Raw genomic sequence first — 24,410 nt, forward strand, 5'->3', positions numbered from 1 at the left:
AACAGTTTTTCCTGTTTTCTGTGTTTCACCAAGACCACTCCCAGAGGCATTTCGGCAACCATTCATTGATACCTTGCACCACCCGGTATCTCTCTTGTAATGATCAGCTGCTTACTTTTTTCTGTTCATCGTGTTTAGTTCAGTACTTGATTTAAATGTGCTAATGATTTTTCACGACCAAGCAATTCGATCGTTTCAGGCAATTCTGGACCATGCATTTGTCCTGATACAGCTACACGGATCGGCATGAAAAGATTTTTCCCTTTTACGCCAGTTTCTTTTTGAACAGCTTTGATGGCAGCTTTTACAGTTGGAGCATCTACTACTTCCATTTGTTCTAGCTGTGCTTTAAATGCGTGGAGAACAGTAGGAACTGTTTCACCAGCAAGTACTTCTTTTGCTGCTTCATTCAATACAGGATGTTCATTGAAAAATAGCGTAGACAGATCAACGATTTCTGCAGCATAGCTCATTTGAGGTTGATACAGGCTAACGATCTTCTTCACCCATTCGATTGTCTTTTCATCTGGGTTTTCTGCTACACGTCCATCAGCGATTAGATAAGGCAGACACATGTCAGTAAATGCATCTAGATCCATTGCTTTGATGTAATGGTTGTTTACCCATTGCAGTTTTTTCGCATCGAAAGCTGCGGGTGATTTACTTAGGCGTTTTGGATCGAACATTTTGATCAATTCTTGGTGTTCGAAGATTTCGTCTTCGCCCACAGGTGACCAGCCCAATAATGCAATAAAGTTGAACATTGCATCTGGTAGATAGCCTAATTCGCGATATTGTTCGATAAATTGCAAGATTGATTCGTCACGTTTGCTTAGTTTTTTACCTGTTTCACTGTTGATGATCAATGTCATATGTCCGAAGGTTGGTGGTGTCCAGCCAAATGCTTCATAGATCATCAGTTGTTTTGGTGTATTGGCAATATGGTCATCTCCACGTAAAACGTGAGTGATTTTCATCAAATGATCATCGACCGCAACAGCAAAATTATAAGTTGGCATACCATCGCGTTTTTGGATGACAAAGTCGCCACCGATATTATCGGATTCGAACGAAATAGCGCCTTTCACCATATCTGTAAATGCGTATTCTGTATTGCGAGGCACACGGAAACGTACAACAGATTCTAGACCTTGTGCTTCTTTTTCTGCTTGTTCTTCAGGTGTCAAGTTCGCACATGTTCCTGCGTAATGAGGCATTTCTCCTCTTGCGCGTTGTGCTTCCCGTTCTGCTTCTAATTCTTCTTCTGTGCAATAGCATTTGTATGCTCGATTGCTAGCAAGCAGCTGATCAATCAGCGGTTGATAGATTTCTTTACGTTCAGATTGACGGTAAGGGCCGTATTCTCCAGGATTTTCAGGAGATTCATCCCAATCCATTCCCAACCAAGCAAGGTTTTCCAACTGGCTTTTTTCGCCATCTTCGATATTACGTTTTTGGTCAGTATCCTCAATACGAATAATAAAGTCTCCATCATTGTGGCGGGCAAACAAATAATTGAATAATGCAGTTCTTGCATTTCCAATATGCAGGTGCCCAGTTGGACTTGGTGCATAGCGTACGCGTACTTTCGTCATTTTCTTCCTCTTCTTTCAAACTAGACTTTGACTAACAGCAAAAATTCCGTCAGTTACGGCTTCTCAAATATCATTTATTTAAAGCCACTCAGCACAAATTTTACCTTTTCTAAGGTAAATAGTAAAGCCAACTGGTTGAATTTCCTTACCAGTTGGCTGAATTTCTTTTTTATTTTGATTGTTTAGTCTTTTTCTCTGTCTCTTTTTTATTGTCGATTCCTCGTCCTGCATGTGCAGGTTTAGCAAAGATCATGCGTCCAGCAGCTGTTTGAAGGGCACTTGTTACAACGACTTCGATACGTTCATTCATGTAATGCTGTCCATCTTCTACGACAACCATCGTGCCGTCATCTAGGTAGGCTACTCCTTGTTGGCGTTCTGTCCCGGCTTTTACTACTAGAACATTCATCGTTTCACCAGGGATGACGACTGGTTTTACGGCATTTGCCAACGCATTGATATTAAGAACAGGTACATTTTGGAATTCAGAAACTTTATTCAAGTTATAGTCATTGGTTACAATGACACCATCTAAAAGCTTAGCCAATTTGATTAATTTGCTGTCTACTTCACTGATATCTTCAAAGTCCCCATCGTACATTTCGACAGATATACCCTCTTCTTTTTGCAAGGCATTTAGGATATCTAATCCGCGACGACCACGCACACGTTTCAAACTATCCCCTGAGTCCGCGATGTATTGTAGTTCGTAAAGAACAAAATTAGGGATCATCAAGGTTCCTTCTAAGAATCCAGTCTTTGTAATATCATAAATCCGACCGTCAATGATCACGCTTGTATCCAAGATTTTATATTTATGGAAATTTTCTCCTGATTTTCGTTCTAACAGTTGACTCTCAACTTGACTAGCTGTTTCTTGCTCGATTTTTTTGCTTCGTGAACCAAAAACTTTCTTCCATTCTTCGATTCGTGTCGTTCCCATTCTCAATCCCAGATAGCCTAAGATGATCATCAGTAAAATCGGCAATACACTATTGACGAATGGAATTTCCATATTGTAAAGAGGGGTCGAGATCACAACACCTAAAGTCAATCCGATGATCGCACCGATCGCACCGAAGAGAAGATAAGTCAAGCTGACCTCACTTAGTTTTTGTTCTACTTGTTTGATAATAGCTGAGATATGTTTGGCCAACAGCAAAGATAATAAAAAGAAAATAAGTGCGCCTAACAGGCTGTTGGTAAATGTATTATTCAGCCATCCGTTTGACTGCTGACCGATTGCCTGCCAAGCTGAGGGTAAAAATGAAATACCCAAGCTTGCGCCGACAATGATCATCAGCAAAGTAATGACACGTTTTTGCATCGTTTTTCCTCCGTTTCGACAATCATTTATTAGTTAGCGGAACACACGCTTCAACGTTTCAGCCAAAGTTGCTACTCCAACTATCTCGATTCCTTTTGGCGCTTCCCAGTTACCTAAGTTGTTTTTAGGTAGGTATACTTTTGTGAAGCCGAGTTTTTGGACTTCTTTGACTCGTTGTTCAATATGACTGACACGTCTGATTTCTCCAGTCAGTCCAATTTCACCGATGAAACATTCCGTTGGCTGTGTTCCTTTTTCTTTATAGCTTGAAGCAATACTGACAGCGATAGCTAAATCAATCGCTGGTTCATTTAATTTTACCCCACCTGCAGCTTTTAAGTAAGCATCTTGATTCTGAAGAAGCAACCCAGCTCTTTTTTCCAGCACTGCCATGATCAGAGATACCCGATTGAAATCAAGACCTGTTGTTGTTCGTTTGGCATTTCCGAACATAGTAGGTGTGACTAATGCTTGGATCTCTACCAAAATTGGACGTGTCCCTTCCATTGCCACAACGATAGCAGAGCCAGTTGCACCGTCTAGGCGTTCTTCTAAGAAAATCTGTGAAGGATTAGCGACTTCTTCCAATCCATGCTCATGCATTTCAAAAATCCCAATCTCATTCGTTGAGCCAAATCGGTTTTTTACTGCTCGCAAAATCCGAAAACTATGATGTTGTTCACCTTCAAAATATAACACCGTATCCACCATATGTTCTAACATTCTTGGGCCGGCGATCGAGCCTTCTTTGGTAACATGACCGACGATAAAAATGGCTATCCCATTTGTTTTAGCGATTTTGAGTAGTTCTGCAGTGGTTTCTCTTACTTGGCTGACACTTCCTGCCACACTTGTGATGTCTGGCTGCGTCATCGTTTGGATGGAATCAATGATAACATAATCAGGGGAGATATGTTCGATGGCACGACTGATTTCGTTCATATCTGTTTCAGCGTATAGATAAAATTCTGTGTTGATACTTCCGAGGCGTTCCGCGCGTAATTTTATCTGCTCTGCGCTTTCTTCGCCGGATACATATAAAACTTTTCCGCCTATGGCTGCTAATTGCTGAGAAACTTGTAACAGCAAAGTGGATTTCCCGATACCTGGATCGCCACCAATCAAGACCATAGACCCTGGCACCACACCTCCGCCTAACACACGGTTCAGTTCTTCTAATTTTGTTTTGATCCGAGGTTCTTTTTTAGGGACGACGTCTGCGATTTTTGTTGGTTTTGCTTTTTCTCCTGTCAAACTTGTCCGAGTTCTGCGGTCCGTTGTATCTTGTTCGATTTCTTCGACCATCGTATTCCATTTTCCGCAATTTGGGCAGCGTCCCAAGAACTTAGGCGACACATACCCGCAATTTTGGCAAACAAATTGTACTTTTGATTTTTTTGCCATTGTACCGCCTCCTTTTATCCTAATCATGAGACATTAAATCAAGCTTAAGTATCTTTAACGTTTTATTTACTGGAAGAACCAAATCCGCCTTGACGTTGAGCAGTCGTTTGATCTTGATCTGCTTTTAAAAACGGCAAGAAGATCCCTTGGCCGATACGCTCGCCTTTTTTGATCACTACATCCTTGAAACCAAAGTTGGTGAATTGGAACATGATATGGCCTTCATTTGCCTCATTATTGTAATAATCACTGTCAATCACACCTACTCCGTTTGTCAACACTAAAAACCGCTTCAACGGATTGCTTGAACGGTTAGCAAGCTGCAAAAATTCATCTTCTCCCATGTAAGCTTTGATTCCAGTAGGCACGAGGGTTGGTTTCAATTGTTTTTCATTTTCTGATACATCTTTTTTCAATCCATCTGCGACTGTTTCCAACCCCTTTTTCCAGCCTGCTTTCCAGATACTTGGAATCACGACCTCTTCTGCTGCTTCAAAATCATAGCCAGCAGCATGATGTGTAGCGCGCTGCGGTAGATTGATATTTTGATCTTTATATTTAGAAATAACTTCAAATCCTCTTTTTCTCACCGGTTTTCCTCCCTAAATAAACTACTCCTATTCTAACATATCCGAGGCTGTAAAAGACTTTCTTTACAAATTCTTCAAGAAATTCTGCTATCTTAAAGTAAACCATTAATTCGTTCTTTTTCCAAACGACTGCAAGTTGTACAAAAAAACTATTTTTTACATGACTTTACTCGTCAAAACAAGTAGAATAGAACGAAATTAATGAGTGGATATTTGATTGAGGTGTCACATGCGTAAAGAAATTAAAAATGCAAAACGAATTATTGTCAAAGTAGGAACAAGTACATTGATTTATCCCAATGGAAATATCAATCTTGCGGCAATCGATCAGTTAGCTTTTGTCCTTTCTGATCTTAGAAATCGGGGAAAGGAAGTGATCTTAGTCTCATCAGGAGCTGTAGGCGTTGGTATGCATAAATTACATTTGTCAGAACGTCCGACTTTGATTCCTGAACAGCAAGCTGCGGCGGCTGTTGGTCAAGCCGAACTGATGAATATCTATAATCAAAGATTCAGTGTATATAATCAACAGACGGCACAGATCCTCGTGACAAGAGACGTGGTAGATTATCCTGAAAGTCGTAAAAATGTGAGGAATACATTGGAACAGCTTTTGATTATGGACACGATCCCTATCGTGAACGAAAACGATACTGTAGCAGTGGATGAATTAGATCATCTGACAAAATTTGGCGATAATGATCAGCTGTCAGCCATCATGGCAAAACTTGTCGCGGCAGACCTTTTGATCGTCCTTTCTGATATCGACGGGTTTTATTCAGATAATCCGACTACAAATCCCGAGGCTCAGATGTATCGCTATATCGATAAAATCGATGAAAAGATTCTGGCACAAGCAGGTGGTGCTGGTAGCACATTTGGAACAGGCGGTATGCAGAGTAAATTAAAAGCCGCTTCTAGGATATTTGAAGCAAACAGCGCAATGATTTTAGCAAATGGAAAAAATCCGGCAATTATTTTTGATATTCTTGCAGGAAAAGAAGTAGGTACTTTATTTAAGGAGGACTTGAAATGACTGACTTGATGCAATTAGGACAACAGGCAAAAGATAGCGCGCAACAACTAGCACTTATGCCTACAAACCGCAAAAATGAGCTACTTGTTCAAATGGCACAAACCATCAAAAAGAATCAACAAGCGATCATTGAAGCAAATCATAAAGACTTAGAAAAAGCAGTCGAAAACAATATCAGTGAAACGATGCAAGACCGCTTGCAGCTGACACCTGAGCGAATCAATGCCATGGCTACAGAGATCGAAAAAATTGCTTCGTTAGACGATCCTATTGGAAAAGTAGATGAGATGTGGACGAACACCGACGGATTGAGAATCGGCAAAAAGCGCGTGCCACTAGGCGTGATCGGCATCATTTACGAATCTCGTCCAAATGTCACGACAGATGCAGCTAGTCTAGCATTCAAATCAGGGAATGCCGTTATCCTTCGCGGTGGCAAAGAAGCATTCTTCTCGAATCAATTATTAGTCCAATTATTGCAGCAAGTACTGGTCAGTGCTGGCGAATCTCCTTATGCCATCCAGTTTGTCGATGATACTTCTCATGAAACTGCAGGACAGTTGATGCGATTGACAGAATACTTAGATGTGCTGATTCCTCGAGGCGGAGCAAAATTAATCCAACGAGTCAAAGAACAGGCAACGGTACCTATCATTGAAACAGGTACAGGAAATAATCACGTATATATCGATAAAGAAGCACAGTTATCTATGGCAGTGAACATCATCGTCAATGCAAAAGCTTCCCGTCCATCTGTCTGTAACGCAGCAGAAACATTGCTGATCCATTCTGAGATCGCACCTTTTTTCTTGCCAGCTATTGAAAAAGAACTGGTAGAACACGGGGTCTCTTTACGTGCGGATGCTCGTGCGTTAGAATATCTAGAGACGGCTGCTTTAGCAGAAGACACAGATTGGGATACTGAATATCTAGATTATATCCTTGCTGTCAAAGTGGTCGATTCTTTGGATGAAGCAATTGCACATATCAATCGGCATAATACTAAACATTCAGAAACGATCGTGACAGATAGTTATGCGGCTAGTCAACGTTTCTTAAATGAAGTGGACGCGGCGGCTGTCTATGTCAATGCCTCCACTCGTTTTACAGACGGATCGGTATTTGGTTTTGGTGCAGAGATCGGTATCTCTACTCAAAAATTGCATGCCCGTGGTCCAATGGGGTTAAATGAATTAACTTCCACAAAATATATCATTTATGGCGATGGACAAATCCGCGAATAATGTTTCGTGTGAAACATTATTCCCGCCTTTTGCCTTTTTTCTGTAAAGGTTCTATCCAACTAGAAAGGTGTCAATATGTTTGAAATTTTAATGATTTTTTTTATTTACCTTATTTCTCTGAATATCGCTGCTTTTCTGGGAGTCAGTATTTTATCCCTTTTCTTTCAATTCAAAAAACGAAGCATAGGGAGTCAACGGGAAAAATGGTCGCAGTATTTTGACAAAATCGGGCCAAAAGGGCTGGTTACACGCTTGCACATTAGTTACATGGTTGCATTATGCTTATTAGCGACAATCAATTACTATTCTTTTTTCGATCATTCAATCGCTTATACGATTACGCTACTGATTGCTGGGATTTTTCACTTATCTTATAAATATCAGCTGAATAAAAACCACTTGAATCGGACTTTCCGCTAAAAAATATCCGTACGATAAGTAGAGTGCCTTGAAGATCGGCAAAAAACTGCCGGACTTTTTAGAGCGTGGGACAAAAGTAAAGAAAAACTTTTGTCCCACGCTCTAAACATGTATAAACGGCGGGAGCAGAAGCAACTCCTTCGGAAATAAGCTGAAATTCACAAAAATTTGAAAAGCAATTTTCGTGAATTTCTTCTTATTTCTTGGAGTTAAACGCTTCTGTCCCAGCCTCTTCCCATATAAACGGCGTTCGCCTACCAGCTGCCTGGTAAATCTGTTTCCTCTTCGTTAAGAAGCGAAAATCCGTCAAATGTTTCGCCATCATAATAACGAAGCAGCTCATCCATGGACAAGTTCATCGTTTTTTCTTCTTCCGCTGATTCAGCCAGTAGCTGTTCCCGATACACCTGATACATACCAGCTATTTTTTGCTGCATCGCTTTTCTAGTTTCACCTTCCGCATTGATTATTGGCAATTCTTTGATATAGCCACGATAAATCAACCGATCATCTGAAAATTCAATGGGTAATTCAACGAGTGTCAACCCGACTTCCTGAAAATATTCTTCCAGCATCTATTATCCCCCCATTCTTTTTCTTAAATGAATTTTAGCTTACCTACTGAAAATTTTCCAGTTTCATTATTTTGAGAAAAAAAGGGAATGTGACAAAAATCGTGTCACATCCCCTTTTTCCGAATAAATGGTGTTCAATCAGCTGTCCTTTGGTATTAGCTCAAAAAACGGTAAAATATGAGAAGCTATTTTTCCGTTTTGTTTCTCTAATACTTAGGATAAAACGCTGATTTTACAACCTCTGATAAACGGTGTTCAATCAGCTGTCCTTCGGTATTAGCTCAAAAAACGGCAAAATATGAGGAACTATTTTTCCGTTTGTTTCTCTAATACTCAGGACAAAACGCTGATTTTACAACCTCCTGATAAACGGTGTTCAAAAGCTTGCATCTGCGGTAATAAGCCCAACCAAACGAAAAATATGAGAAGCTATTTTTGTTTGGCTGTTCTTATGACTTGATGCAGGACAGCTTTTTCACAACCTCTGATTTCTTATTCTTCTTCATTTGTAGCAAAATAATTACGGTGATAAATGATACAACATACACTGATAAGAACAATGGCACCTGCAAAATAAAACGCATAGCTTTCACCAATATGTTCACCAATCACACCTGCAATAAATGGTGCTAAAGCTCCACCGAAAAAGCGGACAAAACTATAGCTGGAAGAAGCAACATTTCGTTGCAGACCTGGTATTTCCATAGCAATCGTCGTCAACAGTGTATTGATAATTCCTTGGAAAAATCCTGCTAACACAATGCTGATCGGTACAAGGACTGGCATAGAAGTTCCAGCCCCTAATAACAGCAAACAAATAATGAATAAGACAAATGCTGCTAAAATTGTCCGATAAGTCGTAAACTTCCGCTCAAGAGCCGGTGCAACGAAAATCGAAGCAATAGCCAGAAGCACACCCCAGCCAAAAAATACAAAACCGACTTCTAATTCAGAATAGCCAATCAATAAAAATGGCGCATACGCAAGTAAAGTAAAGAATCCGAAATTATATAACAATGCGATTAGTCCAACTGAACGAAGTTTATGATTGCTTAACGCTTTGACACCTTCCCAAAGGCCTACTTTTCTCTTTGGTTTCTCAGTTTCAGGTAAAAGTACCGCTAGGGCTATAAAACCGCAAAACATCAAAAATGCTACCCCAAAAAATGGATAACGCCATGAACCACTGCCCAAGACCCCACCGACTAGAGGGCCAACAGCCATTCCGCAGCCAAGTGCTGCTTCATACATCATGATTGCTTTTTCTGTGTTACCAACTAAAATACTGACGATCGTTGCTAAAGCAGTAGAGACAAATAAAGCATTCCCGACACCCCAGCCGGCACGTAACCCAATCAGCATTCCGATATTCCCAGATAATCCGCCAAGACCAGCGAATACAACGATGATAAACAATCCTGTCATCAATGTTTTTTTCAAACCGATCCGACTAGATAAGAAACCTGTAAATAGCATCACCACACCAGTGACTAACATATAACTAGTAAATAACAGTGTCGTTTCAGCTGGCGTAGCGTTTAACTGTGCAGCAATCGTTTTTAAGATTGGGTCTACTAGACCCACTCCCATAAAAGCGATCATACAGGTAGCTGCTACAACTAGCGCTGAACTTTTCCCCTTTGTTTCTTCATTTGTTTGTTCTTGTATATCTATTTGATTCTCCAATATTTCCATCCCTTTCTCTCTATTAGCATCATACATGATTTATTTTACATGTCAATATGCACATGTAAAACGTGGAAACTTCACTGTGATATAATAAAGAAAATAAGACGAGAGGTAGGATTTTTATGAATACTTTAGCCTATATATTATTATGCGTGCTTTTATCCAAACCACGTTCTGGGTATGAATTGAAGCAGCTGATCACAATTTTTTGGGAAGCCCATCACAGTCAGATCTATACAACGCTTGCCAAGTTAGACCAGCAGGGTTATGTGACCGTTTTGGACAAAGACGAGCACTCTCAAAAAAAGATCTACCACTTGACTGATGAAGGACGTGCTCTTGTAGAGGAATGGATCAAAGAGGAAACTCCCGCTCCTACGCAAAAAGATGAATTTCTAGCAAAAATCTATGCTTTTTCGACGCTCGATAAAACAACAGCTACTGGACTGCTATTCACTAGAGAACAACAGCTGAACAAAATCATGCAAAAAAATCAAAAAAAATTGAATGACCTCTCGCTAGACAAGAAACAAGAATTTGGACGTTACGTTGTAATCCAGCGCCGAATCATGCTTTGTCAGCAGGAACTCCAATGGTGTCAGCAAGTAAGAGAACAAATGCAGCAGTTTTTTGAGTAAGGGATAAACAGAACCTTTCTAGAAATATCTATTGAAGAGCAAATTATCTTCAATAAAAGAGCAATACAGTTGGAAAAGAAAAAGCGATCCGAACGACAGGCCAAAACCTATCGTTCGGATCACTATTTTTCTAGAACTGCATTCAAGAGACTATGACAAAAAGCATGCCAAGGCCTTTTTTCAAATAACAGTGTTCCATCATTCATTACTTTGAATTGCTTTTAGCACACTTCTTGAAAGCGGGCCAACGATGATCAACTGCAACGGTAAAGCGGCAATCACATTCATTTTCCAAGCATTCATATAAGCAGAGAATAATTGATCAGGTATTCCTTGTTCCATGATCACACCGAATAAAGACATACATGTCACCATTCCTAAAACCATCAAGCATGAAATAGTTAAGATCATTTGGACCTTGCTTTCTGGATTTACTGGTAGTTTAAAGGCAATTTTTTTCGCCAGCACACCGATGATGAAGACATCCAAAATGAAAGCCACCACGAATCCAGGCACTAGACCAATCAACAAACTTGATAAATGAAGATCTTGATGCAGCCATAAATTATACGCGCTCATCCCCAAGACCATCAAAAAACACATCATTGTTGTAAAAATTATTCCTTCTTTTTTATTTGTAGGCAATCTGTACCACTCCTTTAAATTTGTCACGAAAATCATCGTAGCACATTTAAAAATTTCTCGTAAGTACTTTTTTTATTTTCTGCCCTTTTATTTCATAAACTTCATCAGCCGTACGCTCGACAAAGTAAGAATCATGAGAAGTAAACAAAATCGTTCCCGGATATATTTGCATTAGCTTCTCTAAAGCTTCGATCGTTGCCATATCAATAAAATTAGTCGGTTCATCTAACAGCAACACATTACTTGGCTTAGTAAAAAGCAAAGCAATCGTCAGACGGGTCGCTTCTCCCCCACTTAATGTACATAACGGTTTCGTCAGAGTTTCCTGAGCAAACCCTAAGTGATTCAGCAAACTACGGACAAGCGATTCTGAAAACTCTGTTTGTCTCATGACAAAACGAATGATGGATTCTTCAGATGTCATTTGATAACCCTTTTGCTGATATACTTGAAAGCTTACTTTCGGAGAGAGAAGGATTCCTTCTCCTTGTTTGCGGATATGTTCTAATAAGGTTGTCTTACCTGAACCATTTTCACCGACAATCGCGATTTTTTTACCTAAAGAAAACTGAAAATCACCATTTACCAGTAATGTTCTCCCACTTCTTTCCAGTTGGACATTTTGTCCCATGATGGGATAGCGGCTGTGGAGTTCAAGAGATTTTGGTACTGGAAAACGGATTTGTTTCATCTGCTGCGGCTTGGTTGTTTCTCCTATTTTTTGGAGTTTTCTCTCTAATGTTTTCGCATTCTTTTGGATGGCTTTTTGTACACTGTCTTTTTGTTTAGAGGAAGACAACCGATCCGGTCTGATTTGTTGCTTTTTCTTTTTACTGGACACTTTTTCCAACTTTTCCGCTTGTTTTTTCTTTTCTTGGATCGATTTTTCCAATCGTTTTTTCTCTTTCATGATCGACTCTGCTTCTCGTAGCTGAGTCTTTTTCTCCAATTCCTTTTGAGTGAGATAGGCACTATAATTCCCCGAAAACTCTCGGATTTCTCCGTCTTTTACTTCCCAGATTTTCGTTGCCAGCTCATCTAGAAAATAGCGATCATGACTAACAAAAACCAGCGTACCATAATAATAACGAAGCTCTTCAATCAGTCGTTCAATACTTTTTCTATCTAGATGGGTTGTTGGCTCGTCTAGAAGCATCCCTTGTTCATAAGAAGAAAGAAGACGTATCAACTCGATCTTTCGTTCTTCCCCTCCGCTCCATTTCCGCTCTGAAGTTTCTTCCAGTCTTAACTGGAAATGACTGGCTAATTCCAAATTTAGGTCCTTTGCTTCAGCGAGATAGGTTAATTGAGGCAGGTAGTTGAAGGTGATCTCTGTTTGGATTTTCCCATGATCGGGAAAAAGTTCACCGGCTATTAGTTTGAGCAAAGTCGATTTACCGACACCATTTTCTCCTATGATCCCTATACGATCTTGCTGATAGACACGAAGAGAATCAATAGATAGTTCTAGCTGGTTGCCAAAGCTGACTTGTAGATTTGTTATATTTACTGCTAAATTTTCCATATGTTTTACACTCCTATTTCATGTAAAACAACAATTATCGATACTAAAAAAGAGCAGAAAAATCTGTTTGCAAAAAAACTGCATCACATCTTTTCCTACTCTGAACGAAATAACTATGACTAAATCACCAAATCTGTCATAGCTTTCACCTATTCTACTGTCGTTCGAAAAAATGGACATACTCCATCCATGAAATTGTTGTTTATACATGTCTTTTGAATTTATTTAGTTGTTATTCAAAAGTTCGAAACGTAATTTCATCGATGCAGTCATTTTTCCGACCTCCTTTTTTATTAGGTTACCACACACGATTCAAAAAAAACAATAGCTACTGAATAGTAACTGAAAACCTTTTATTCGAACGTAGTGATCTTTTCTGGTGCTAAACGAACAGACTCGTAACCTTCTTCTACCGCTTTTCCTATTGATAAAATAATAACTGGAACATAACGGTCTTTATCCAAACCAAATGCCTCTGCCAACTGATCTGCTTCGAATCCACCAATTGGATTTGTTTCATAGCCATGATCACGTGCAACTAACATGAATTGCATAGCCGCTAAGCTAGAATCGACTTTGACTACATCGTTCATTTCTTCTCTTGAAAAACTCTTGTAATAAGGAATGATCGCAGCTAATTGTTGATCTCTGACTTCTTTTGGCATCTTCCCTGATTCGTAAGCTTGGTTATAGATTTCTTCGCCATATTCGTAACATTGCATATCGCCAAAAATCATGACCATTGCAGAAGAAGTATCATTTTGTCTCGTATTGAAACGGATCAAAGGACGCAAGATTTCTTTTGCTTCCTCGCTTTCAGCGACCACAAAGCGCCATGGTTGCATGTTGACAGAAGAAGGAGCAGTCGTCGCTTCTTTGATCATTTCCAGCATTTCTTCGTGTGGGATTTTGTATGTTTCATCATATACGCGAACGGATCTTCTACCAGTCATAATTGTTGAAAAATCATTTTTTTGTTCCATTATTATTAACCTCTTTCGTTTCTGTTGTTATATTGCAAAGTTGGGTATTCAATTTATCTAAAAGTGTTAGGAATTGTTTCATTTCTACATCGCTGAAAGCTGGGGACAGCACGGAACCTGTATCTTTATGGTCCATTTCACAATGCTCGATTTTCTTCTGGGCTTTTTCTGTTAGCGCTACATACACTTCCCGGTTGTTCTGAGGATTTCTCTGACGCGAAACATAGCCATTTGCTTCCAATACCTTCAGATGACGAGTAACTGCTCCTTGATCAATCTGCAACTTTTCTTGCAAACTGCTTTGCAGCAATGGATTTTCTTCTTTCAGTCTCATCATGATCTCGTATCTAGTAAGACTTATACCGATATTTTCTTCAAAGATCTGGACGATTTTTTGATCGGCTAATTTGATTTGATATAAAAGGTGACTAATCTCTTCTAAAGACATAATTTCCTCCTCTCTAATAATTGACTCGTCAACGATTGACTTGTCAATAATAGAATAAAAAAAGAAAAAAGTCAAAGAATCAGCTGTGTAATAAAAAAAACGCTCTCAATAGAAAAATATAGAGAAAAGAAATTTTTTGTAGAATGAACGGAAAAAATGATAAAGAAAGCACAACGCTAAAACCAAGATTATTGATTCCTATCAAACTATAGAAGATAGCTCTTCTGCAGTAGAAAATTTTACACCGCCAAAAATTTCCGAAATCGCCTTTTGCAAGAATCCCGTCGAATATTAGAAATTGGATCAGTATGCTTAAACGGTAATAAAAAAGTTATGACAAGATGTTGTCACAACCTTTTTTGAGTAAACGGTGTTCAAAAACTTGCATCTGCGGTAATAAGTTCAACCAAACAAAAAACATGAAAATCTGTTTTTGTTTGGCTGTTCTTACTACTTGATGCAGGGCAGCTTTTTCACAACCTCTGATACACGGTGTTCAATCAGCTGTCCCTCGGTATTAGCTCAAAAAACGGCAAAATATGAAGAACTATTTTTTCGTTTGTTTCTCTAATACTCAGGTCAGGACGCTGATTTCACAAAAATTTGAAAAGCAATTTCGTAAATTCCTTCTTATTTCTTGAAGCTGACCACTTCTGTCACTACCTCTTTTTAATAACCATAAAATCCTATTCCTTCATATCTCCAGCCCATCGGTGTTAGCCAATCTCTTTCCTTAGCACTCAAGGTATAGTGATGGGTACCAGTTTTTTCATTTGGATTAAATAGTCGATAAATTGGCTTGGAACCACCAGAATAAAAACTTAGACCTTCATAACGCCAACCGATTTTTGTTAAAGAGTTGATCTCAGATTGTGCCATTGTGTAATGATGGTCTCCACTGTAAGGATTGTATAAACGGTAGACAGGTTGTCCGCTGTTTGGTGCTTGCCAAGCAATCCCTTCATATTCCCAGCCTACAGTTGGCAGATAATTTTTTTCTCCGGCATTCAATGTATATAAATGTTCTCCTGTATGACGGTTATACAGACGATACATCGGAGAAGTTGAAGTTGGTGCTGTATCATATTGTGTCAGATTATAGGTTTCGATTACATTGTTCAATGTAGAACCATAATTAGGCGCAGTGGCATAACGACCTGTTAGCCAAGCCGTAGCATCTTTGTAAGAGTTCGTATTGCTTTTCCATGCACCGGAATAGTAGTAAACGCCTGGCTGAAAAGAAGTCGTCTTCAATACCGTTACGTTATCTTGCAATGATTCTTTGTACGAAGGATATTTTCTAAAAGCGGCATTCACCGTAATCCATTGCCCATTCACATATTCCGAAGTAGGCATCGTAACAGATTGGCCATTATAGCTTCCTTTAATCCCAAATAGATTGTAATTAGGGGCAGAAGCCAAAGTACTGTTCCCCCAGCCACTTTCAACGATGGCTTGAGCAATCATGACTGATGCATATAAGTCATTGGCACTTGCCAAACTTTGTGCAGTTGAGGCAATACTATCAATGAACGCTTGTTGAGAATTAGCAGATGAGCGAGCATAAAAAGCATAGCCAGTATAGTTTTCGAATTCAGACAAATCTGCTTGATGGGTATGTGTCAATGTTTGCCCATCTGTCAATTGGTTCGTGATTTCTTCTGCATTCTCTGGATTGTTCTGAGCTTCTGCTGATGTACTGTCTTCGGTTTGTGTTTGTTCTGTTGTTTCAGTTGTTGGTTCTTCGGTTGAAATTGTATTTTCTGAGACAGTAGCTGACTGCAAAGTACTTTCTGTATCGTTTTCAATTCCTGTTTCTGAAGAACTCGATGTCTGAGTTGCGACAGTTTCTGTCGATTCTTCAGCTAGCACTGTTGTGTTGGCAACTGCTAGATTTCCTAAAAGAATAACGCTAAATAATAAATTCTTTGCTTTCATCTTTTTTCTCCTTTGAATTATGAAACTTTTCCTAAATAACAGTGTAACTAAAAAAGTAAAAGCAAGTCAATGTCCATATTTAAATAACGTTTGTTTCTTTTTAATAAATTTGCTTTTTCTGCATAAAAAGACGTAAATGAAGAATATTCTTCTCCATTCACGCCTTAAATTGATGGTCGTTTGAATAACTATTTAACAAGTAATTCTCTCTGGATATTATCCGTTATGGATTATACTTCCTGTGTCGTCGGACGGATAATCATGTTGCTGACAGACATCCGGTCTGGCGTTTCTATCGCAAATGCTACAGCAGAAGCTATATCTTCAGATGTTAATCCCCATTCTTTTTGCGCTTCATGAAGTTCAAGAGCAGCCTTTTTGTCGCTGATGGTTTGATATAATTCAGTTTGAACAGCTCCTGGAGAGATGATCGTAGATTTGATGTTATTTTGCCGTTGCTCTTGACGTAATCCTTCCATGATTGCACGGACAGCAAATTTTGTTCCGCAATAAACGGCGGAATCAGGATAAACAACATGTCCCGCCACAGAATCAGTTGAAATGATATGCCCAGATTTTTGTTTTTCCATGATTGGAAGTACGGCGGAAATTCCATTTAACACACCCATGATGTTGATATCAAGCATATTTTGCCATTCATCACGGTGACCTTCAACTAATGGAGCGGTTGGCATGATTCCTGCATTATTGTACAATACATCGATTCGACCGAACTTTTCCATCGCTAAATCGATAACTGCTTGGACTTGTGCAAAATCTCTTACATCTGCTGTTTGAATATATAGCTCAGCTTCTGGTAAAGATTCTTTTATTGCTTTTAGGCGATCTTCTCGGCGTGCAGCTATAACTAGTTTAGCCCCTTTTTCTGCTAATAGCTTCGTTGTTGCTTCACCGATTCCGCTTGAAGCGCCCATGATGACAATCACTTTTTCTGATAAATCATTCATTCTATTCTCCTCCTGTTTTGAAAAATCTCTTGCTTATACTCACTATCTCTTATTTCATCTTACTGTTCAAATAATCCGTTCGACTAATCCGTTCGACAGGTTTGACGATTTTGGCAGGGATTCCTGCAACGATGGTATTGTCTGGGACATCTTTCGTAACAGTTGCATTCGCTGCAACAATGGCATTCTCGCCAATCGTTACGCCTGGCAGAATAGTTGCTCCTGCTCCGATCCAAGCATTTTTCTTGATGTGGATTGGCTTTACTGACAAGCCTCTTCGTTCTTTTGGATCGGTTAGATGGTTCACCGTGATGAGGTTGACACGAGGACCAATCAATACTGAATCTTCTAAACAGATGCCACCTAAGTCAACGAACATCACTTGACGATTGATAAAGACATTTTTCCCTATACTAATATGTTTGCCGAAATCTGTATAAAAAGGCAGCAGAACAGTCACCGTATCATCTACTTTGTCACTAATGATATTTTCTAGCCGTTTGCGGATATCTGCTGGTTCATGGTACCCAGTATTCAGCGCTGCTAAAGGCTCTTCGTTTTCCGCTTGGATCTGATGGATCACTTCAAAGAGCGGATCCGTTACTCGAATCTCTTTATTGACGATTTGTTTTTCGATGAGGCTTGTCATTTTGCTCCCTCCTTTTATCCTTACTTTATAACGGACGGCTTATGATGTCTAATACTTATAAAACATACTTAACTATTCCTTTTAACTATACTTAGTGGTATGCTTTTTTAAAAACAGGAGGGAAAAAATGGATATTCGTATACTGACGTATTTTTTAGCAGTAGCTAGAGAAAAAAATATCAGCCGAGCAGCAAAATCTCTGCATATCACGCAACCTACTCTCTCAAAACAACTGAAAGATTTAGAAGAAGAACTTGGTGTGACACTTTTCACTCGAGGCTCCCGAGAGATACAGTTGACGGATTCTGGTCGATATCTTTATTCAAAAGGAAAAGAAATCTTGTCGTTGGTAGAAAAAACGGCGAACAATTTAACAAATGACGCAATCATCTCTGGAGAAATCTACATTGGCGGAGGCGAAACTAAAGCAATCTCTTTCATTTCTGATAGCCTTCATTCGTTGATCAAGGCGCATCCTGATATCCAGTTTCATTTATATAGCGGGAATGCAGATGATATCATAGACAAACTGGATAGCGGATTACTTGATTTTGGACTCGTAATCGAACCGACAAACAAACAAAAATACCAGTCATTTCGACTGCCAGCCCAAGATCGTTGGGGACTTTTGATACATCGGAATCATCCTTTAGCAAAGCAAACAGTCATCCATCCGCAGGAACTGAAAACTGTTCCTTTGATCATTTCCCGGCAAACGTCAGTGGACAGTCAACTAGCTGAATGGCTAGGTTTCAGCATAGATCAGTTATCGATCGTCGGAACATATAACTTATTGTACAATGCTTCTTTGATGGTCGATAACGGGACTTTTGGTGCATTAGCTCTAGATGGGATCATCAATACTTATGGGACGGAAAAAGTATTCATCCCACTCGATCCGCCATTACAAGCTTCACTGAATCTCATTTGGAAAAAAGACCAGCCTCTTTCTCCTGCTGCTCGTAAATTTTTAGATGTCCTAACGGAGAAATACAGTTAAGTAGAGTTTTTTTCCTTCGCTTTCAGCTTTTTAACAACGAATAAGTTAAGCAGAAGATCCAATGATTAAATAACATAAGTTTCTTAATTTGTTCCTTCCTTTTATTTCTGATAATTCCAGTAAATTACTATAATTATAAAAAAAGAATTGACAAAACATAACTGTCTATATAAAATTGATTACGTTAACAATAATTCGTTTCATGTGACTAGATCATACTAGGCATGAAAAATCTCTGAGGAACATGGTTTCCCTAGGAGGTTTTTCGTGTCTATTTTTGTTTGGCCGCAATCAACTGGTCTAGCAAACGTGAAAACCAAATCTTCAAAAAGGGTGCGCGCATGAAAATCAAAAAGATCTTTAATCAAAATGCAGTATTGGTAGATGACGGTGGACAGGAAAAAGTAGCTATTGGAAAAGGGATTGGATTTGACAGAAAAAGAAATGATTTGATTTTTGATCGTGATGTCGAACGGATATTTGTCATGGAACCAGAAGGTCAAATCAAGTTGCAAAATTTACTTAATCAGATTGATGAACGCTTTTTATTTGCAGCAGAAACGATCATTGATCATGCGGAAACTGTTTTGATGGAAAAGTTGAATGAACATGTATTGATCGCTTTGACCGACCACATTGCTTTTTCTGCGGAGAACATTAATAACGGTATCGTCATCCGCAACAAACTTTTAAGAGAAATCGAAGTGCTTTACAGTGATGAATTCAGTATTGCTCAATGGGCAGTAGAGTATCTGACAAAAGAGCTTGGGATTCCATATACTTATGACGAAGCAGGATATATCGCAATCCATATTCACAGCGGACGAAGCGGTCGGAACAATAACCATCGCAGTATCCGTGAAGTGACGATTGTATCTGACATCATCCATTTAGTGGAATCAGAATTGGAAACAGATATCCATTCAGAACCATTTTCACTGAATTATTCAAGACTGGTGAATCATTTACGACTGCTTCTACAACGAACCCATGCGCAACAATATGCTGTTTTAGACACGGAAATCGTAGAAATGGTCAAACGAAAATACCCAGAAAGCTATAAGATTTCTAAAAAAATCCGTGTGTTGCTGACCAAAGAATACCAGCTCGCGATCACGAAAGAAGAACTGGGTTACTTGGCCATCCATATCGAGCGTTTAAGAAGCGCAATCGTACAAACAAATGTTAACAATCATGAGGAGGAAAAAAATTGAAAGCATATCTACAACGAATGGGACGTTCCCTTCAACTTCCAGTTGCGGTCTTACCTGCTGCTGCTTTACTAGTAGGGATCGGAAACTGGTGGGCATCTTATAGTAACGACATTGTCGCTCATTTTTTACAAGCTGGCGGTAACGCAGTTTTAGGTCAATTACCTTTGCTGTTTGCCGTTGGGTTAGCACTAGGGATGTCAGTGGACAAATCAGGTGCTGCTGCCTTGGCAGGTTTGGTCGCATTTGAAGTTCCAGTAAATGTTTTAAAAACTGATTCAGTAGCTACTTTATTGAATATCAAACCAGAATCAGTTGATCCATCTTTTGCTCAGATCAGTAACGTATTTATTGGTATTATTGCCGGATTGATTGCGGCAGCTCTTTATAATCGTTTCCACGAAGCAAAATTACCGATGGCTTTATCTTTCTTTAGCGGCAAGCGTCTAGTGCCAATCTTGGCTGCCTTTGTCATGTTGCTGATCAGTGCAGTGCTACTGCTCGTATGGCCTCCGGTTTACTCTGCTTTAGTTTCTTTTGCTAAATTCATTTTGAGTTTAGGCTGGGGTGGTGCAGGTCTTTATGGCTTCTTCAACCGTTTACTGATCCCTACAGGATTGCATCAAGCAATGAACTCCGTGTTCTGGTTTGACGTAGCAGGAATCAATGATATTGGTAAATTTTTGGCTTCTGAAGGAACAAAAGGCGTAACAGGAATGTATCAAGCTGGATTTTTCCCAATCATGATGTTCGGGCTTCCAGCAGGAGCATATGCTATTTACAGAAATGCACGTCCAGAAAACAAAGCAAAAACAGCTTCCTTGATGTTAGCAGCAGCTTTTGCTTCATTCTTTACTGGTGTAACAGAACCACTTGAATTCTCATTTATGTTCGTTGCTTGGCCATTATATGTCTTGCATGCAATTTTCACTGGGATTTCTTTAGCAGTGAGTGCATTCTTCCATTGGACAGCAGGATTTGCCTTTAGTGCCGGATTTGTCGATTACTTCCTATCTTTGAAAAATCCGATTGCGAATCAGCCATTGATGTTGATCGTCCAAGGATTAGTAACAGCAGTGATTTACTACTTTGGCTTTAACTTTGCTATCAAAAAATTCCATCTGATGACTCCTGGCCGCGAGGAAGCAGATCTTTCAGATGACGATACTGCAACGACTAATTCAGACAATAAATATGCGGCACAAGCAAGCAAAATCTACGCTGCATTAGGCGGAGCCGACAATGTAACTTCGATCGATAACTGTACTACACGCCTTCGTTTGCAAGTCAAAGATACAGGCCTGATCGATCAAAATAAAATCAAAGCCACTGGCGTACCTGGTATGAAGATCATCGACGGAAAAAATGCGCAAGTCATCGTAGGTACAGAAGTACAATTCGTTGCAGATGAGATGGCAAAACTACATGGTGGTGCTGCAACACGACCTGCACAAACAAACACCGTGGTTAAAACAGAAACATTTGCCGGTGGAACGATCGAACAAGATATTTACGCTATCGCAAATGGGAAACTGATTCCAATCACTGAAGTTTCAGATGATGTATTCGCGGAAAAAATGATGGGTGACGGCTATGCTGTATTACCAGAAAATGGAGAAATCTTCTCTCCAATCGCTGGTACGATCACAAACATTTTCCCAACGAAACATGCTGTCGGAATCCAAACAGATGCTGGTATCGAAGTCTTGCTTCATATGGGCATCAACACTGTTGACTTAAAAGGCGAACCATTCACTTTATATGTAAAAGAAGGTCAAAAAGTCGCAAGAGGTCAATTGATTGCTTTAGTTGATCTTGCCGCTATTCAATCTGCAGGCAAAAACACGGATATGGTCGTTGTATTCACAAATGGCGACAAAGTCCAAAGCTTAGAAATCGAACCCGCACGTGATGTAAAAGCAAATGATAAAATCGGCTCTGTTTCCAACAAAGCCTGAGCCATCGTCTTCCCCAGACTTTTTTATCGATAAACAAACAGGAGCTGAGACAAAAATCTTGTCTCAGCTCCTTTTTCCGAATAAAAACGGCGTTCTCCTGCCAACTCCGCGGTAATAAGTCCAGCCAAACGTAACATATGAAGAGCTATTTTTTATTTGACTCTTCTTATTACTTGATGCAGAACAGCTTTTTTACAACCTCTGATAAACGGTGTTCAAAAACCAGTTTATCGGTATGAAGTCAAATTTATGCAAAAATGTGGAAAGCCATTTTCACAAAATTTTTCTTCATACTCAAAACTAATCGGCTTTTTCACAACCTCTTTATACATTATTCCTGATCCAATATTTCTTTTAATGCTGCTTCAAGAGAAGTTAATGGTTTTCCCAATACTTTTTCTAAATCATCAGAGGAAATAGCTAACTGATCCTTTTTAATATCATGTTGGATCGCTAAAAACATGTCAGCTGCTTCTTGAGGGAATCCGGCTTCTTTTAGATTTTCGACAAACGCTGCATCACTTGCTTCAATAATTTCTAACTTTTTACCTGTCGCACGCTCTAATGCCTTGGCTAATTCTTCATAGTCAGTTAGATTGCCGGATAATTCTAAGATTTCTGGAGAGTCACTTTCTACTAGTACTTTTGCTGCAGCTTCTGCATATTCACGTTTCAATGCCCAACCTGTTTTTCCATTTCCTGCAGCATAAACGAATTGACCAGTTTTTAAAGCCTGCCCAATGATAGGTAATTCATTCTCTACATACCAATTATTCCGTAAAAATGTATGGGAAATACCTGAATCCTTAATCATTTTTTCAGTGAATTGGTGATCTGGCGCTAATACACTGATCGAGTGATCGGCATCTGCAAAACTTGTATAAGCGATATAAGATACCCCAGCTGCTTGTGCTGCCTTCACTACATTCTTATGTTCGGCTTGACGATTTCCTGGAACGCCAGAGACAAAAAGCAATCGATCTATTCCTTTCAACGCTTCTTTCATTGAGTCTAAATCATCATAATCACCAATACGTATATTAAATCCAGCTTCTTTCAGTGCTTCTCCTTTTTCTTCACTACGTACTAGTACATAGATTTCATTTTGTGGAACCATCTTTTTTAAGAATTCCAGCGCATAACCACCAAAACCTCCAGTTGCTCCTGTTACTAAATAATGCATATTTGCCACTCCCTATTCTTTTTATTTGTTAAGATTTACAGCTGTACATTTATAAATTACACCTTTATCATAAAGAGTGTGGTAAGATAAGTCAAGCAAAAAAAATGAAAGGATGACAACTGATGAAGTATTCTCTGCAATTTAGTGATGCAATCCATGTACTTGCCTATATTGAAATGTTTCAAGATACCCGATCACTTTCTAGTGAGATGATTGCCAGTAGTATCGAAACAAATGCAGCAAATGTACGTAAAATCATGAGTCAGCTCAAAAAATCCGGTTTGATCTTTACAAAAACCGGAAAACCGCAGCCTTCCCTTGCCAAAAGTCCAGATCAGATTTCTTTACTAGATGTCTATCGCAGCATCGAAGGTAATACACAGCTTATCCAAGTCGATCCAAAAACAAATCCAAATTGCGTCGTTGGTGCGAATATCCAAGAAGCTTTAGAAGAAAGCTACGCTCGGCTGCAGAAAAAGGCAGAAGAAGAAATGGCTAAGATCACACTTGATAGTCTGATACATAAAATAGCCGTTTTGGAAAAAGAAAAAAGACCAGAAAACACAGGCCTCGTAGAGAGATTTTTATAATTCTCTCTACTGTGCCTGCATTTTTCTGATCGGAATCGTCTACATAAATTCTTTTATTCTCCGGGGGACAAAAGCCTTGTCATGCCCCTTTTTCCTCTCTAATGCTCAGGTCAAAGCGCTGAAGTCATGACGTCTTGATAAACGGTGTTCAAGTAGCTGACCCTCGGCATTAGTTCTGAAAAATGCAAAATATGGAAAGCTATTTCCCATTTTTCCTCTCTAATGCTCAGGTCAAAGCGCTACTTTCACGACCTCTATATTATCATGGTTTATTGACTACCGGTATCCAGATTTCTCCCATATATTTCCCGTTGGTAACTCCCATTTCGACTACAGCATTTGGACCCCCAACATAGGCGTAATCTTCTACTTCTCTTAAAACATGCCCAAAGGCCGTATTCGTCAAATCATTTCTTAATTCTTCAGGCGATTCTGCTAAAGCGATTACAACAAGATACGTTCCTTTTGGGAATGGGATGATTCGCGTAGTGTTTGGAACATCCTGACTCGTTTGAACACCGACATAGTACATCATTTTCCCGTTATAGGGTTCGTTGACTGTAAAGAAATAATGATTTTCAGCAGCTTGTTTCAATGCATCTATTGTTCCATTACCGATAACTTTTTGCTCAAATGCTTGTTTCTCTGCAGCCAAACCGACAAAATCCGTATTGCTACTCTTCAATTCCACACCAATACCCGTCACCGTAAAATCTGGTTTTTCTTCGATCCTATACTTTGCCATTTCTCCCACCCTTTCTATTATATTAAGTTCATCTTACATAAAATTAAAG

The 24,410-nt window shown here is 39.3% G+C and carries 23 protein-coding genes and 1 other annotated feature (1 of these 24 only partly in view); of the genes, 8 read left to right on the forward strand and 15 right to left on the reverse strand.

Going from position 1 to position 24,410, the window contains the following annotated elements:
• Nucleotides 1-138: a binding site (T-box leader), on the reverse strand; it reaches 102 nt to the left of the window's first position.
• From gltX to DIZ30_RS08050, 4 genes are all read right to left on the reverse strand, one after another.
• Nucleotides 135-1,595 carry a glutamate--tRNA ligase gene (gltX, locus tag DIZ30_RS08035; protein ID WP_002293095.1) on the reverse strand — a complete coding sequence of 487 codons (1,461 nt, stop codon included), beginning with the start codon at nt 1,593-1,595 and terminating at the stop codon, nt 135-137. (Overlaps the previous feature by 4 nt.)
• 169 nt (nt 1,596-1,764) lie before the next feature.
• Complete coding sequence (locus tag DIZ30_RS08040) at nt 1,765-2,922, reverse strand: PIN/TRAM domain-containing protein (protein WP_002287448.1); 1,158 nt, start codon at nt 2,920-2,922, stop codon at nt 1,765-1,767.
• A gap of 33 nt (nt 2,923-2,955) precedes the next feature.
• Complete coding sequence (radA, locus tag DIZ30_RS08045) at nt 2,956-4,326, reverse strand: DNA repair protein RadA (RefSeq protein WP_002287449.1); 1,371 nt, start codon at nt 4,324-4,326, stop codon at nt 2,956-2,958.
• A gap of 62 nt (nt 4,327-4,388) precedes the next feature.
• Nucleotides 4,389-4,916: a dUTP diphosphatase gene (locus DIZ30_RS08050; RefSeq protein ID WP_002287450.1), complete on the reverse strand. Its 528-nt coding sequence runs from the start codon at nt 4,914-4,916 to the stop codon at nt 4,389-4,391.
• A 229-nt stretch (nt 4,917-5,145) separates the two neighbouring features.
• Here DIZ30_RS08050 and proB point away from each other — a divergent pair, with 229 nt between their 5' ends.
• The 3 genes from proB to DIZ30_RS08065 all read left to right on the forward strand — a co-directional run bounded on the left by proB (nt 5,146) and on the right by DIZ30_RS08065 (nt 7,616).
• Entirely contained in the window at nt 5,146-5,952 is an 807-nt protein-coding gene (gene proB / locus DIZ30_RS08055; protein WP_002287451.1) for a glutamate 5-kinase, read from the forward strand.
• Nucleotides 5,949-7,196, forward strand: a complete 1,248-nt coding sequence (locus DIZ30_RS08060; RefSeq protein ID WP_002298218.1) for a glutamate-5-semialdehyde dehydrogenase — start codon at nt 5,949-5,951, stop codon at nt 7,194-7,196. The genes proB and DIZ30_RS08060 overlap by 4 nt, the downstream gene beginning before the upstream one ends.
• 75 nt (nt 7,197-7,271) lie before the next feature.
• Nucleotides 7,272-7,616: a hypothetical protein gene (locus DIZ30_RS08065; RefSeq protein WP_002324458.1), complete on the forward strand. Its 345-nt coding sequence runs from the start codon at nt 7,272-7,274 to the stop codon at nt 7,614-7,616.
• A gap of 254 nt (nt 7,617-7,870) precedes the next feature.
• On the opposite strand, the gene DIZ30_RS08070 is transcribed toward DIZ30_RS08065, so the two are convergent.
• Together DIZ30_RS08070 and DIZ30_RS08080 are read right to left on the reverse strand one after the other, a co-directional pair.
• Nucleotides 7,871-8,191, reverse strand: a complete 321-nt coding sequence (locus DIZ30_RS08070; protein WP_002324457.1) for a hypothetical protein — start codon at nt 8,189-8,191, stop codon at nt 7,871-7,873.
• Between the two features lie 492 nt (nt 8,192-8,683).
• Nucleotides 8,684-9,886, reverse strand: coding sequence for an MFS transporter (locus DIZ30_RS08080; RefSeq protein ID WP_002296013.1), 1,203 nt, complete (start codon nt 9,884-9,886; stop codon nt 8,684-8,686).
• Nucleotides 9,887-10,002: 116 nt separating this feature from the next.
• Between DIZ30_RS08080 and DIZ30_RS08085 the strand changes: the two genes are divergently transcribed.
• Entirely contained in the window at nt 10,003-10,518 is a 516-nt protein-coding gene (locus DIZ30_RS08085) for a PadR family transcriptional regulator (RefSeq protein ID WP_002287456.1), read from the forward strand.
• Nucleotides 10,519-10,716: 198 nt separating this feature from the next.
• Here the strand turns inward: DIZ30_RS08085 and DIZ30_RS08095 are convergent, their stop codons facing one another.
• The 7 genes from DIZ30_RS08095 to DIZ30_RS08135 all read right to left on the reverse strand — a co-directional run bounded on the left by DIZ30_RS08095 (nt 10,717) and on the right by DIZ30_RS08135 (nt 17,674).
• A complete protein-coding gene (locus DIZ30_RS08095) occupies nt 10,717-11,163 on the reverse strand; it encodes a DUF2798 domain-containing protein (RefSeq protein ID WP_002287457.1) in 447 nt (148 codons plus the stop codon).
• Between the two features lie 46 nt (nt 11,164-11,209).
• Entirely contained in the window at nt 11,210-12,688 is a 1,479-nt protein-coding gene (gene msr(C) / locus DIZ30_RS08100) for an ABC-F type ribosomal protection protein Msr(C) (protein WP_002326097.1), read from the reverse strand.
• Nucleotides 12,689-13,041: 353 nt separating this feature from the next.
• On the reverse strand, nt 13,042-13,671 hold the full coding sequence (locus DIZ30_RS08110; RefSeq protein ID WP_002287459.1) for a nitroreductase family protein: 630 nt from the start codon (nt 13,669-13,671) through the stop codon (nt 13,042-13,044).
• A complete protein-coding gene (locus DIZ30_RS08115) occupies nt 13,655-14,119 on the reverse strand; it encodes a MarR family winged helix-turn-helix transcriptional regulator (protein WP_002287461.1) in 465 nt (154 codons plus the stop codon). The genes DIZ30_RS08110 and DIZ30_RS08115 overlap by 17 nt, the downstream gene beginning before the upstream one ends.
• Nucleotides 14,120-14,788: 669 nt before the next feature.
• Entirely contained in the window at nt 14,789-16,057 is a 1,269-nt protein-coding gene (locus DIZ30_RS08125) for a glycoside hydrolase family 73 protein (RefSeq protein WP_002287463.1), read from the reverse strand.
• 230 nt (nt 16,058-16,287) lie between these two features.
• Complete coding sequence (locus tag DIZ30_RS08130) at nt 16,288-17,025, reverse strand: SDR family oxidoreductase (RefSeq protein WP_002287466.1); 738 nt, start codon at nt 17,023-17,025, stop codon at nt 16,288-16,290.
• A gap of 49 nt (nt 17,026-17,074) precedes the next feature.
• Entirely contained in the window at nt 17,075-17,674 is a 600-nt protein-coding gene (locus tag DIZ30_RS08135) for a DapH/DapD/GlmU-related protein (RefSeq protein ID WP_109023172.1), read from the reverse strand.
• Between the two features lie 127 nt (nt 17,675-17,801).
• On the opposite strand from DIZ30_RS08135, the gene DIZ30_RS08140 reads away from it, so the two are divergent.
• The 3 genes from DIZ30_RS08140 (at nt 17,802) to nagE (ending at nt 21,843) form a co-directional block, all read left to right on the forward strand.
• Nucleotides 17,802-18,674, forward strand: a complete 873-nt coding sequence (locus DIZ30_RS08140) for a LysR family transcriptional regulator (protein ID WP_002302687.1) — start codon at nt 17,802-17,804, stop codon at nt 18,672-18,674.
• Between the two features lie 341 nt (nt 18,675-19,015).
• The gene (locus DIZ30_RS08145) at nt 19,016-19,888 is read left to right on the forward strand and encodes a PRD domain-containing protein (protein WP_002287471.1); all 873 of its coding nucleotides are present in this window, start codon (nt 19,016-19,018) and stop codon (nt 19,886-19,888) included.
• Nucleotides 19,885-21,843, forward strand: a complete 1,959-nt coding sequence (nagE, locus tag DIZ30_RS08150) for an N-acetylglucosamine-specific PTS transporter subunit IIBC (protein WP_002302691.1) — start codon at nt 19,885-19,887, stop codon at nt 21,841-21,843. The genes DIZ30_RS08145 and nagE overlap by 4 nt, the downstream gene beginning before the upstream one ends.
• A 331-nt stretch (nt 21,844-22,174) precedes the next feature.
• Here nagE and DIZ30_RS08155 read toward each other — a convergent pair whose 3' ends face one another.
• Entirely contained in the window at nt 22,175-23,026 is an 852-nt protein-coding gene (locus DIZ30_RS08155) for an SDR family oxidoreductase (RefSeq protein WP_002302693.1), read from the reverse strand.
• Nucleotides 23,027-23,148: 122 nt separating this feature from the next.
• Between DIZ30_RS08155 and DIZ30_RS08160 the strand changes: the two genes are divergently transcribed.
• Nucleotides 23,149-23,616 carry an Rrf2 family transcriptional regulator gene (locus DIZ30_RS08160; RefSeq protein WP_002287477.1) on the forward strand — a complete coding sequence of 156 codons (468 nt, stop codon included), beginning with the start codon at nt 23,149-23,151 and terminating at the stop codon, nt 23,614-23,616.
• Nucleotides 23,617-23,878: 262 nt separating this feature from the next.
• Here the strand turns inward: DIZ30_RS08160 and DIZ30_RS08165 are convergent, their stop codons facing one another.
• Nucleotides 23,879-24,361 carry a GyrI-like domain-containing protein gene (locus DIZ30_RS08165; RefSeq protein WP_002295999.1) on the reverse strand — a complete coding sequence of 161 codons (483 nt, stop codon included), beginning with the start codon at nt 24,359-24,361 and terminating at the stop codon, nt 23,879-23,881.
• Nucleotides 24,362-24,410: the final 49 nt, after the last annotated feature.

The sequence above is a fragment of the Enterococcus sp. H57 genome (assembly GCF_003112495.1).
GTDB lineage: Bacteria > Bacillota > Bacilli > Lactobacillales > Enterococcaceae > Enterococcus_B > Enterococcus_B faecium.